At 64.0% G+C, this 11,835-nt stretch carries 11 protein-coding genes; 5 read left to right on the forward strand and 6 right to left on the reverse strand.

Annotation, left to right across the window (positions count from 1 at the left end):
• Positions 1–29 precede the first annotated feature (29 nt).
• Positions 30–860: an IclR family transcriptional regulator C-terminal domain-containing protein gene (locus HWW87_RS00845; protein WP_174387229.1), complete on the forward strand. Its 831-nt coding sequence runs from the start codon at positions 30–32 to the stop codon at positions 858–860.
• A 21-nt stretch (positions 861–881) separates the two neighbouring features.
• Here the strand turns inward: HWW87_RS00845 and dapA are convergent, their stop codons facing one another.
• The 5 genes from dapA to HWW87_RS00870 all read right to left on the reverse strand — a co-directional run bounded on the left by dapA (position 882) and on the right by HWW87_RS00870 (position 7,369).
• On the reverse strand, positions 882–1,787 hold the full coding sequence (dapA, locus tag HWW87_RS00850; RefSeq protein WP_175818870.1) for a 4-hydroxy-tetrahydrodipicolinate synthase: 906 nt from the start codon (positions 1,785–1,787) through the stop codon (positions 882–884).
• Positions 1,788–1,813: 26 nt separating this feature from the next.
• The gene (locus HWW87_RS00855; RefSeq protein ID WP_244107193.1) at positions 1,814–3,523 is read right to left on the reverse strand and encodes an ABC transporter permease subunit; all 1,710 of its coding nucleotides are present in this window, start codon (positions 3,521–3,523) and stop codon (positions 1,814–1,816) included.
• Between the two features lie 93 nt (positions 3,524–3,616).
• On the reverse strand, positions 3,617–4,717 hold the full coding sequence (locus HWW87_RS00860) for an ABC transporter ATP-binding protein (protein WP_175818872.1): 1,101 nt from the start codon (positions 4,715–4,717) through the stop codon (positions 3,617–3,619).
• Positions 4,718–4,747: 30 nt separating this feature from the next.
• Positions 4,748–5,791 carry an ABC transporter substrate-binding protein gene (locus HWW87_RS00865; protein ID WP_244107108.1) on the reverse strand — a complete coding sequence of 348 codons (1,044 nt, stop codon included), beginning with the start codon at positions 5,789–5,791 and terminating at the stop codon, positions 4,748–4,750.
• Positions 5,792–5,941: 150 nt separating this feature from the next.
• Positions 5,942–7,369: an FAD-binding oxidoreductase gene (locus HWW87_RS00870; RefSeq protein WP_175818873.1), complete on the reverse strand. Its 1,428-nt coding sequence runs from the start codon at positions 7,367–7,369 to the stop codon at positions 5,942–5,944.
• A gap of 595 nt (positions 7,370–7,964) precedes the next feature.
• Here HWW87_RS00870 and HWW87_RS00875 point away from each other — a divergent pair.
• From HWW87_RS00875 to HWW87_RS00885, 3 genes are all read left to right on the forward strand, one after another.
• Complete coding sequence (locus HWW87_RS00875; protein WP_175818874.1) at positions 7,965–9,164, forward strand: PLP-dependent aminotransferase family protein; 1,200 nt, start codon at positions 7,965–7,967, stop codon at positions 9,162–9,164.
• 12 nt (positions 9,165–9,176) lie between these two features.
• The gene (locus HWW87_RS00880; RefSeq protein ID WP_175818875.1) at positions 9,177–9,368 is read left to right on the forward strand and encodes a hypothetical protein; all 192 of its coding nucleotides are present in this window, start codon (positions 9,177–9,179) and stop codon (positions 9,366–9,368) included.
• 94 nt (positions 9,369–9,462) lie between these two features.
• On the forward strand, positions 9,463–10,050 hold the full coding sequence (locus HWW87_RS00885) for a pyridoxamine 5'-phosphate oxidase family protein (protein WP_175818876.1): 588 nt from the start codon (positions 9,463–9,465) through the stop codon (positions 10,048–10,050).
• 25 nt (positions 10,051–10,075) lie between these two features.
• Here the strand turns inward: HWW87_RS00885 and gcvA are convergent, their stop codons facing one another.
• Entirely contained in the window at positions 10,076–10,966 is an 891-nt protein-coding gene (gcvA, locus tag HWW87_RS00890) for a transcriptional regulator GcvA (RefSeq protein WP_175818877.1), read from the reverse strand.
• Between the two features lie 134 nt (positions 10,967–11,100).
• Here gcvA and HWW87_RS00895 point away from each other — a divergent pair, with 134 nt between their 5' ends.
• Complete coding sequence (locus HWW87_RS00895) at positions 11,101–11,805, forward strand: SDR family oxidoreductase (RefSeq protein ID WP_175818878.1); 705 nt, start codon at positions 11,101–11,103, stop codon at positions 11,803–11,805.
• Positions 11,806–11,835: the final 30 nt, after the last annotated feature.

Genomic DNA, 11,835 nt, shown 5'->3' on the forward strand with positions numbered 1-11,835 from the left:
GAAAAGCGATGCCTCGCTATCGACCCTCCATGCCGAAAATCACTCCCGAATCGCCGCGCAAAGCCGATACGCCCCGTAAGTCCGAGCGCTCGTCGCTGTTCATCGGCTCGACAGAAAAGACGTTTCGCGTGCTGCACGCGTTCGATGGACCGAGCCGTCACATGACGCTCGGCGACATCGCACGCGCTGCGGACCTCGATCGCAGCGCGACCCAGCGGGTTGTCCATACGCTGGAGGAACTCGGCTATCTCCAGCGCGTACCGGAAACCCGCAACTACGGCCTCACGTCGAAGGTCTTGCAGTTTTCGTACAACTACATCCGCGCCAACGAACTGGTCGACAAGGCTTCGCCGTATCTGCTCGAAATCAGCCGGCAACTCGGCGAGACGACCAATCTCCAGGAACTCGACGGCATCGAGATCGTTTTCGTCGCGCGCTTTCCCGGCCGCCATCTCGTCAACGTCGATATCGTCGTGGGCGCGCGCCTGCCCGCAATGTTCACCGCGTCGGGCATCGCGATCCTGTCTCGTCTGCCGGAGCCGCAGGTCAAACGGATCCTGGCCCAAACACGTCTCGAACCGATGACCCCCTATACCGAGATCAACCGCGAAAAACTGCTCGAACGAATTCGACTCGCTTCACGTCGCGGCTATGCTGTCGTCGAAAACGAAACGGTGCTGGGTGACATCTCCGTGGCCGCGCCGATCACAGATCATGGCGGCACGGCCGTCGCGGCCATCAATATCGCCGTACCCACGTCGCGCTGGTCCATTGAACGTGCAGAAGCCGAACTCGCCAAGCACATTCAGGTCGCCGCAACCTCGATTTCGAAGTCGCGGCTATCCACGTTCCGTCGCTGACGTCGCCCAGGACGACTGCGTTCAAGCGCCCTGTTCGAATACGGCAAGCTGCTTTGCGAGTTCCGAACGCAGGCTCGCCGCGAGCGCGGGATCGGGCCGGACGAGCGGTGCAAGCAAATGCGGTGCATCGACGCCGATCAGGTCCATCACTGCCTTCATCGGGCCCGGGTTCGTTTCGGAGAAGGCCAGATTCATGAGCGGAATCAACGAACGATGCAGTTCGATGGCCGCCTGAATTCGGCCATTCGAGACGTGCTCCTGAATCTTGCGCCACGCGCTCGGCAACAGCGTCGCGGTCACCACGATGCCGCCGCGCGCGCCCGCCGCAAGATGCATCGGGAACAGCGTGTCCTCCCCACTCAGCACGGCAAACGATTCGTCCACGCCTGCCACCGTCCGCAGGAAATGCCACATGTCCGTATTGCACGCCTTCATGCCGATGATGCGTTCATGCCGCGACAATTCGTGCAACACCTCCGGCGCGATCGCAATTCGCGTGCGGTACGGAATTTCGTAAATCAGGATCGGCGCCGGCGACGCATCGGCATAGCGCAGGAAGTAATCGCGAATGCCTTGCTGCGTCGGATTCGTGTAGTACGGCGTCAGCACGAGCAACCCGTCCACGCCCGCCGCGGCGAATTCCTTACCGGCCTGCAATGCGTCGTGATACCCGGGGTCGAGTACGCCGGCAATGACCGGCACCTTCCCGTTCGTTTCCTTGACTGACAAATCGGCCATGCGGATGCGTTCTGCCCGCGAGAGCGCACCGTATTCGCCCGTGCCGCCGAGTGGAACCAGACCGTCGATGCCCTGTTTGAGCAGGTAGCGCAGCAGGTTGCGTGCCGCATTGACGTCGATCGTGTCGTTCGCGTGAACAGGCGTCGGGATCGCGGGCAGGATGCCGCGCAGATTTTGTGAAGTGATCATTCAATCAATCTCTCAGGTAATACCGATCAGGAGGCAAGACTGCGGCGGCGCAAGCGGTCGGCGACCGCGATCAGCACCGAAATGAAAACGAAGAGACACGTCGACACTGCGGCGATCACCGGCGAGATCTGCATGGTGGTTTCGTCCCAGAACTGTTTAGGCAGCGTCGTGTTCAAACCGCCCGACGCGAACAGCGCAATCGTCAGTTCATCGAATGACGTTGCGAACGCGAACAGGAACGACGACATCAGGCCGGCGCCCAGAATCGGGAACGTCACCCGGCGCAACGTCGTAAAGCGACGTGCCCCCATGCTCTGCGCCGCGAGGTCGAGACGCACGTCGTAGTTGCGCAACACCGCCATCATCGTGATCACCACGTACGGGACGGCGACGACCGTATGCGCGAGCATCAACCCGAATGACGAGCCCACGAGGCCGATGCGGGCGAAGAAGTAGAACACTCCGACCGCCAGAATCATGCGCGGCACAACGATCGGCGCGAGCACGAAGGCGAGCATCGCCGCATTCCACTTGAGGCCGCCGCGCACGAGCAGGAAAGCGGCCGGCGTACCGATCGCCATCGACAGCACGCCCGTCCCCACGCCCACGACGAGCGAACGCGTGATGGCTTGCATCCAGAGCGGCGAGTCCGCAACCTGCTGATACCACTGCAGCGAGAAGCCATGCGGCGGCCACGCGAGGCCCGACATCGAGTCGAACGACAGCGGAATCATCAGGAAGGCGGGCGCGCTCAAGAAAATCAGGATCAGCCAGACGACTACGCGCAGTGCACGTTGTTTGTCGCCGCTCGCGCTGCGGCGCGGCGTGGGCACGAGGCGCAGCATGGCATCCGTGACATTACCGAGTACGGTCAGCACGCTGTCGCCGGCCTGTCGGATCCAGCGACGGCCGTTCTGCGGCGCGCCGGCGGCAGCATTGCCGCCCGCCATCGTCGACAGACCTACCATGCGGTCATAGACAACAAACACGACGAGCACGACGACGAGCAGCAGTACGGAAATCGCGCCGGCGAAGCGCCAGTTCAGCGCCTGCATCACCTGATCGATGATGAGCTGCGTGATCATCGTCTGGCGGCGGCCGCCGAGCAGCGTCGGCGTGATGAAGAAGCCGATCGCGGTGACGAACACCATCAGCGCCGAGGAAGCCACGCCCGGCATCGACAACGGGAAATACACCTTCCAGAAGACCGTGCCGGGGCGCGCGCCGAGCGTCGACGCGGCCGTCGGCAAGCGGCGGTCGATGTTCTCCATCACCGACAGCATCGTCAGGATCGCCAGCGGCATCAGCGCATGCACCATGCCGACGACGACCGCCGACTGGTTGTAAAGCAGGTTCAGCGGCTGATCGAGGCCCAGTTGCATCAGCGCCCAGTTGATCACGCCATTGCGCCCGAGCAGGACGACCCACGCGAACGTGCGCACGAGAAAGCTGGTCCAGAACGACAGCAGTACCCAATACAGCACCTTGCTTTTCCGGTCGCGCGTGAGGGTGGAAATGAAGAACGCGACCGGATACGCGATCAGCACTGAAAAGAACGTCGTGAGCAGCGATATCCTGAGCGTCGTCCACAGGACTTCGACGTAAACGGATGATGCAAAGAGACGTCGATACTCGGCGAGCGAGAAGCCGCCATCATCGCGAATGCTCATCAACAGCAGTTGCCCGACCGGATAGATCAGGAACACCGTCAGCAACACGACGATCGGTGCGGCCATGGCGGCGACGCGCAGCGCGCGCCGCCAGCGCAGACGCTGGTAGCCGCCGCGATCCGCTTCGGCAGGAACCGTGAGCACGGAAGGATTCATGGCTTACCCCGCGATCGCAACGGCGTCGGACGGCGACCAGCGCAGCCGCAGCGACTGGCCGATTTCATACTGCTCGCCGAGGCGATGGGTCGGAAATGCGGCGATGATTTCGGTGCCGCCGTTCATGGGCTCGACCGCCTGCAGATAGAGTTTCGTCATGCCGCCGGTCACCATGATGTCGGTAAGCCGTGCCTGCATCGATCCGACGCGATCACCGATGGCGTGGCCGGTTTCCACATGCAGGTTTTGCGGCCGGATCATGACCTTGGCCTTGCTTCCCGGGTGCAGGCTGCCGTCATACACCATCGCGTAACCGCAATCGCGCCCGCCGATATCGATACCCACTCGTTCGACGTCGCGCGACGACACCGTGGCATCGAGCAGGTTCGATTCGCCGAGGAAATCGGCCACGAACACGCTCGTCGGACGGAAGTACAAATCAGCAGGCGTGCCGATTTGCGCGATCGAGCCGGCGTTCATCAGGCAGATACGATCCGACATGGTCATCGCCTCCTCCTGATCGTGCGTCACGTAGACGATCGTGGTGCCGAGATCGCGGTGAATGCGCTTGATTTCGAGCTGCATGTGATCGCGCAGCTTCTTGTCGAGCGCACCCAGCGGCTCGTCCATCAGGATGATCGACGGGCGATACACCATGCAGCGCGCGAGCGCGATACGCTGCTGCTGTCCGCCCGACAGTTCGCGCGGATAACGGCTGGCCACGTGCGGCAGGTGAACCATCTCAAGTGCTTCTGTTACGCGCCGGCGCATCGCGGTGGCGTCGACCTTGCGCATCTGGAGCGGAAACGCGATGTTTTCGGCCACCGTCATGTGCGGAAACAACGCATAGTTCTGGAACACCATGCCGATATCGCGTTCGTACGGCGCGCCGTACGTCACATCGACACCGTCGATACGGATACTGCCGCCGTCCGGGTGCGACAGCCCTGCGATCAGGCTGAGCAGCGTGGTCTTCCCCGAACCACTCGGCCCCAGCAGGGTAAGAAACTCGCCCTGAGCGACGTCGAGATCCGTCGGCGCGAGCGCGACGAAATCGCCATAGCGCTTGCTGAGCCCTTTGATGGTGAGATTGATGGCTGACATGGGCGTCGAAGTCCAAGAGATGCTGAAAGATCAGGAAAGAATCCAGCTGTTGAATCGTTCCAGCGCCGCGCTCTGGTTTTGCACCCAGTACTTCGCATCGATATGGACACCGGTTTTGATGTTGTCAGGATAAGTCGGACAGTTCTTCGCGACGTCGGGCTTCACGTAGTTGAATGCTTCCGGAAGCGTGAGCCCCGCCGGAAAGTAATTGACGAGCTGGGCCTGGCGCTTCGCATCGCTCGCGAACCTGATGAATTCGCGGCATGCGTCCGCATTGGGCGAGCCCTTCAGGATCGACCAGTTGTCGCAGCCCCAGATGTTCTGATTCCAGACGATCGATACGGGGGCGCCGTTGGCCATCGCCGATTGCGCACGCGACGCCCAAGTCGCAACCATCGCGACTTCGCCGGAGCCGAGCATCTGCTCGACCTGCGCGCCCGTTGTCCACCAGACGTCGACGTGCTTCGCAACCCTGCCGAGACTGGCGAATGCGCGATCGAGATCGCAGGGGTAGACTTGCCCGGGCTGCACACCGGCGGCCATCAGCGCTGCCTCGATCGTGTCGAACGGATATTTGCGCATGGCGCGGCGGCCCGGGAATGCTTGCACATTCCAGAGATCGGCCCATGACGACGGCGCCTTGCGCCCCTTGAACGCGTCGGTGCGATAGGCGAGGACTGTCGAATACACGTTCGTGCCCACGCCGAACGGCGACATGTACTGTCCCGGAATCTTCGACACCGCCGGATCGGATTCGAGGCCATGCCGCTCGAGATACGCCTTGCCGCCCGAAGTGAGCATCAGCACGGCGGGCTGGCTGATCTTCGCCATGTCCCAGGTGTAGCTGCCGGCATCCACCATGCTCTTGATCTGTGCCGTGGGCTCGGCGGTCGCCTGCACGCCAATCACCTCGATACCGGTCGCTTTCGTGAACGGCCCGTAGAAAACAGCGTTGTATGCCTTCGAGTAGATCCCGCCGTCGTCGCGCACGACGATGCGCTTGTTCGCCGCGCGTGCCGGCGTCCAGACAAACGGAAATGCGACCGACGCCGCGCCGGCGACGGCGATTTTCATCACGCCTCGGCGTCTCGGATTCTCGATCGTGTCTTGTCCGGATTTCTTCGATTTCATCGTGATCTCCTAAATTTTCTACAACGTATTAATCGCCCAGCGTAGAGGAACGACTGTCGCGAGAACCCCGGCGTGTCGATGGCAGCGCCGCGCTCAGGGGATGAGGCGCCCCGGATTCATGATGTTTCTCGGGTCCAGTGCCTGCTTGATTGCGCGCATCGCGGCTAGTTCGACCGCCGACTTGTAGTGCGCCATTTCAGGCAGACCGGTTTCGCCAACGCCATGTTCAGCGCTGAACGAGCCGCCCAGCCGGTAAGCAACGTCGTTGACGGCGCGCCGCAGCGCACCGGCCATCGATTGTGTATCGGCCAACGCCTGCCATGCGGGAAACGAGAACATCGGGATGAAATGGATATTGCCGTCGCCCATGTGCCCCACGATCGCGATGTCGAGTTCCGCAACGATGGAGCGAACGGCGCGCGTTGCGCCGTCGATGAAGGCCGGCACGGCGGAAATCGGCACCGAGCAGTCGGTCGTCAGACCGACGCCGGCGCCCTTGTTCGCTTCGGTCACGCTATGGCGAATTTCCCAGAGCATCGCGCGCTGCGCATCGCTCATGGCGACGACGGCGTCTTCGATCAAATCCTCACCGGCCGCTTCCTCGAGCGTGTGCTGGAGCGCGGCGGACATTTCTACGCCATCGCGCGTATCGGACAATTCAACCAGCACATGCCATGCGTGCGAATCGACCAGCGGATTGCGGCGATCCGGCATACGCTCGACGACGAGCCGCAACTGCCGTTCATTCATCAATTCATAGGCGGAAAGACGTGCCCCGCAGTTCGCCTGAAACATCCCGAAGATGCGCAAGGCCGCTTCGGGGCTAACCGGTGAAAACCACGCGAGCGCATGGTGCGTGGGCAGCGGATGAAGCTTGAGGGTCGCCGCAGTGATGATGCCGAGCGTGCCCTCGGCACCGATGAAGACCTGCTTCAGGTCGATGCCGGTATTGTCCTTGCGCAGACCACGCAACCCGTTCCAGACACTCCCGTCGGCAAGCACGACTTCCAGGCCGAGCACGTTGTCGCGCGTATTGCCGTAACGCAGGACGCTCGTGCCGCCGGCATTGGTCGAAAGCGTTCCGCCGATCTGGCAGGAGCCTTCCGCGCCCAGGCTCACGGGATAAAGGCAGCCGACCGCCGCCGCTTCGTCCTGAACCGTCTTCAGAATGCAACCCGCTTCGACTTCGATCGAACGATTGGTTGCGTCGACAGCGCGGATGCGGCGCATGCGCGACAAGCTGACGATCACCGGAGCAGGTCCGGCGGCGCGCGGCACCGCTCCCCCGCACAGGCTCGTGTTGCCGCCCTGCGGCAGAACGAGAGCGCCACGCTCCACGCAGCGGCGAACGACGAACGCCACCTGATTGGTCGACGCCGGCTGAACGACGCACAGAGCGCGGCCCTTGTACCGGCCGCGGAAATCCTCGACAAAACCGGCCATGTCCGCTTCCGCGGTCAGAACCGCATCAGCGCCCAGCTCCGCTTGGAGTACTGCGATCAGACTGACCTCGCTATCCATGTCCCCGTCCTCATCTATTTGTGCCGACTGCGCCTGTATCGGTTCGTGTTGCCAAGGATAGGATCATAAAAATCGCAATGGAATGGAAGTAATTGAAATACGATTAATTTAGGTGGGGCGGCGGGAGAAATTCTTTCAGATCAATGGTCTAGGATGTGCAATTTGTCATGGCCCTGTCGTCAATCGAGCAATTTCTCGACCTTTATGAAAGCCCGGGCTGCGGGCGATTCCGCCATGAAGGACTGAAGGTTCGGCACGAAACCAAAAGCGGCCTTGGTGCCCTCGAGCAGGGGCTTGGAGTCGGCCGGTGCGGTTTCAATGGTGTAGGTATTGAAGGTGTTGGGCCGGCCCCCGCATCACCCCCGCATACCCCCGCATACCCCCGCATACCCCCGCATACCCCCGCACCGCCAACACGCGCCCAACCGCGATTTAATGACCAAACCGCAAGACCTAGTGCATAGATATCGTTTGCCGAGCCCTTAATGACTATCGACAATCGTGGCTCGAATTCACCGCCGCGGCGCCAGAAGCGCCTTGGCGGCCGGCACTCGACGGCTATCCCGGCCGTCCGCGCCCACCCGCTCACGACGACATGTACGCGTTCACGCCCTCATTCCAAAACCCTGCCGGCTCGCCGATCCGCGAGTTGTTCAAGTACCTGTCCGAACCGGGCATGATTTCCTTCGCGGGCGGTTATCCGGCCAGCGACCTGTTCGACGTCGACGGCCTGAAGGCGGCCGCCGAACGCGCGTACGCGCAGCCCGTTCGCTGCCTGCAATACGGCCCGACCGACGGCCTCGCCGAACTGAAGCAGCAACTGATCGCGCTGATGGCGCGTCGCGGCGTCGCGTGCACGCCGGCCGAACTGCTCGTCACGACCGGTTCGCAGCAAGGCCTCGACCTGCTGCTGCGCGTGATGGTGTCGCCCGGCGACGTCGTGCTGACCGAACAACCGGCGTACCCGGCCACGCTGCAGGCAATGCGTTTGCAACAGGCGCGCATCGTGACGATTCCCGTCGACGGCGAAGGGCTCGACGTCGATCGTCTCGGCGAACAACTCGCGTCCGGCGCGATCGCGCAGCCGAAGCTGCTGTACACGGTCCCGACCTTCGCGAACCCGACGGGCGCGACGCTCACGCGCGAACGCCGGCTGAAGCTGCTGCGTCTCGCGGTGCAATACCGTTTCCTGATCGTCGAGGACGATCCGTACGGCGACCTGCGTTTCGCGGGCGAAGCCGTGCCGTCGATGCTCGCGCTGGCCGGCGAAGTGGACGGCGCGCGCGACTGGCTCGTGCATTTCGCGAGCCTGTCGAAGATCGTCGCGCCGGGGTTGCGCGTGGGCTGGACGATCGCGCCGGCCGAAATCGCGCGGCGCTGCGTGATCGCGAAGCAGACGGTCGATCTATGCAGCGCGCCGTGGACGCAGGCCACCGCTGCTGAATACCTGGCGGACGGCGCGCTCGAACGCCATCTGCCGCGCATCACGGCCGCGTACCGGCGAAAATGCGACGCGATGTGCGACGCGCTGCGCGACGGTTTCGGCGATGCGATCGAATTCCATCGTCCCGAAGGCGGGATGTTCGTATGGGCGCGGATCGGCGCGGTGTCGTCGGACGTGCTGCTGCAACAGGCGATCACCAACAAGATCGTGTTCGTACCCGGCAAGGCGTTCTTCGCGGACAACGTCGACGCAGCGTCGCTGCGCCTGTCGTTCGCCGCGCCGGACGTCGATGCGATCCGGGAAGGCGTCGCGCGCCTCGTGCGCGCGTATGGTGCGGCGCGGGCCGTGTGAGGAGACATCGACATGACGATCACCGTCAACGAAACGGCATCGATGGGCGCAGCGTCGAGCGCCGGCGACAAGCGGCCGGCGAAGCATCGCTCGTCGCAGATCAGCGCGGGGCCGCAGTATGTGGCCGACGTGCTCGGTCGCTTCGGCGCGGAGCCGGCGACCGATGCCGACGATGCGGCGCCGGTCGTGCTCGGCTACAACTGAGCGGCGCACGGGCGGCGGCGCATCGCATGCGAGCCGTCGCCGAAACAAACGGTTAAGCTTGCGCGATCGAAACACCGACGATCGCCGCCGCCTCATGTCCGACTCGACCTCCGAATCGCTCGCGCAAACCTACGACCGCCTGTGGTCCTGCCTCGAATCCGGCGTGAGCGTGCAGCGCTCGCCGTTCACGATGCTGCAGGCGGCGACGCTCGGCCTCGATGGCGCGCCGAAGGTTCGGACGATCGTGTTGCGCCAGGTGAATCGCACCGAGCGCGTGCTGTCGTTTCATACCGATGCGCGTTCGGAGAAGGTTGCGGAGTTGTGTCGCGATCCGCGGATCTCGATCGTCGCGAACGATCTCGACGCGCTCGTACAGATTCGTGCGGAAGGCGTTGCGTCGATCTGCGACGACGAAGCGCAACGGCGTGCGATCTGGGAAGCGAGCCGCCCGCATACGTTGCTGTTGTATCGCGCGCCGTTGCCGCCCGGCACGCCGGTCGCGTCGCCTGAAGCCGCGCATATCGACAGCGTCGCACCCACGGCCGACGGCTACGAAAACTTCTGTCTGATCCACATGACGGTCACGCGCATCGACTGGCTCGAACTCGCGCGCGCCGGCCATCGTCGAGCGGTATTCGACCTGACCGAAAGCGGCTACGAAGCCCGCTGGATCGCGCCCTGACGCCGGCCAAGCGCGCTCACGCCATTCAAGGTCGCCCGTCCGACGCGGCCCGGATCATCCACTCGCGCATCGCCACGATCGCATCGTCGTCGCGGCGCTCGGCCGGATACACGAGATAGAACCCCATCGACAGCGGAAACGCGAAGTCGAACGGCTTGCACAGCCGTCCGGCGGCGATGTCGCGCTCGACGAGCGGCTCGGTCGCGAGCGCGATGCCCTGGCCGGCGACGGCCGCATCGATCGCGAGCGACGTCTGGTTGAAGCGCAGCCCCTTGTGCGGATCGACGTCGACCGGTTCGGGCATCGCAGCGAGGAACTCGGGCCACAGGTCGTGCGCGTCGTGTAGCAGCACCTGGCCAGCGAGCGCACGCGGCGAAGCCGGCGCGGTCAGCACCGAAGGGCTGCACACCGCATACACGTCGAGCGGGAACAGCGCATGGGTGGCGAGATGCTTGCCGAACGGCGGCTTGCCGTAGCGGATCGCGAGATCGACGCCGTCGTGGCGGAACGTCGCGATGTGCGGGTCGGCGATCACGCGCACGTCGTAGTCGGGGTGCGCATCGGTGAACTGCGCGAGCCGCGGGATCAGCCACTTCGACGCGAACGACGGCGTCGTGCTGATCGTCAGCGCCGCGCGCCGTTTCACGAGCTTGTCGGTCGCGTCGGCGATCGCGTGCAGTGCGCGCTGCACGTCGGAGAAATACGCGGCGCCGTCGTGCGTGAGCGCGAGGCCGCGCGGCAGGCGCTCGAACAGCTTCAGGCCGAGCACGTCTTCGAGGTGGCGCACCTGCTGCGCGACGGCGCCCTGCGTGACGCCGATCTCGTCGGCGGCGGCGCGGAAATTGAGGTGCCGCGCGGATACTTCGAACGCACGAAGCGCATTCAGCGGCGGCAGGCGGGAAGGGCGTGGCGGCATCGTCAGGCTGTAGAAAAACTATCGGCTGGCGGCAGAAATACTGGTTCGACAGTCGGAATCGATGCGCCTACATTACCACCATGGCGCGCCGAATGGCGGCTGCGCGGCGGCAGAATCGGAGCGAGGAGCGGATCGTGACTGTAGAAAAAGTGGCGTTGATCACGGCGGCGGGCAAGGGCATGGGCGCGGCGATCGCGCGCGAACTGGCGGCGACGGGCTATCGTGTCGCGCTGATGTCGCCGTCGGGCAGCGCGGTGGCGCTCGGCGAGGAATTGGGCGGCTTCGGCATCAAGGGCTCGGTGACGGAAGAAGCCGATATCGACAAGCTCGTGCAGGAAACAGTCGCGCGCTACGGCCGGATCGACGCGGTCGTGAACAATACCGGCCATCCGCCGAAGGGCGAGCTGCTGGCGATCACCGACGACAACTGGCACGCGGGGCTCGACCTGATCCTGCTGAACGTGGTGCGCGTGATGCGCCGCGTGACGCCGATCTTCCAGAAGCAGGGCGGCGGCGCGGTAGTGAACATCTCGAGCTTCGCGGCGGACGCGCCCGAGCAGCCGATGCCCGTGTCGTCGGCGCTGCGCGCGGCGCTGAGCGCATGGACACGCCTGTACGCGGAACGCTATGCGGCCGAGAACATCCGGATGAACGCGGTGCTGCCGGGCTTCATCGACAGCTGGCCGGAAACGCCGGAGATCGTCGCGCGCATTCCGGCCGGCCGCTTCGGCAAGACCGGCGAGATCGCGAAGACGGTCGCGTTCCTGTTGTCGGACGGCGCGGGCTACATCACCGGGCAGAACATTCGCGTCGATGGCGCGATCGTCAAGGCGCTCTGAGCGTCACACGGGCGAGCGGCCGCGCAAGCG

Source organism: Burkholderia sp. BCC0419 (assembly GCF_902830285.1).
Classification (GTDB): domain Bacteria; phylum Pseudomonadota; class Gammaproteobacteria; order Burkholderiales; family Burkholderiaceae; genus Burkholderia.

Excerpts from the sequence above, each read along its gene's own strand:
- HWW87_RS00845 (WP_174387229.1), top strand. The coding sequence starts at position 30 with ATGCCGAAAATCACTCCCGAATCGCCGCGCAAAGCCGATACGCCCCGT.
- dapA (WP_175818870.1), bottom strand. The coding sequence starts at position 1,787 with ATGATCACTTCACAAAATCTGCGCGGCATCCTGCCCGCGATCCCGACG.
- HWW87_RS00855 (WP_244107193.1), bottom strand. The coding sequence starts at position 3,523 with ATGGCCGCACCGATCGTCGTGTTGCTGACGGTGTTCCTGATCTATCCG.
- HWW87_RS00860 (WP_175818872.1), bottom strand. The coding sequence starts at position 4,717 with ATGTCAGCCATCAATCTCACCATCAAAGGGCTCAGCAAGCGCTATGGC.
- HWW87_RS00865 (WP_244107108.1), bottom strand. The coding sequence starts at position 5,791 with ATGAAAATCGCCGTCGCCGGCGCGGCGTCGGTCGCATTTCCGTTTGTC.
- HWW87_RS00870 (WP_175818873.1), bottom strand. The coding sequence starts at position 7,369 with ATGGATAGCGAGGTCAGTCTGATCGCAGTACTCCAAGCGGAGCTGGGC.
- HWW87_RS00875 (WP_175818874.1), top strand. The coding sequence starts at position 7,965 with ATGTACGCGTTCACGCCCTCATTCCAAAACCCTGCCGGCTCGCCGATC.
- HWW87_RS00880 (WP_175818875.1), top strand. The coding sequence starts at position 9,177 with ATGACGATCACCGTCAACGAAACGGCATCGATGGGCGCAGCGTCGAGC.
- HWW87_RS00885 (WP_175818876.1), top strand. The coding sequence starts at position 9,463 with ATGTCCGACTCGACCTCCGAATCGCTCGCGCAAACCTACGACCGCCTG.
- gcvA (WP_175818877.1), bottom strand. The coding sequence starts at position 10,966 with ATGCCGCCACGCCCTTCCCGCCTGCCGCCGCTGAATGCGCTTCGTGCG.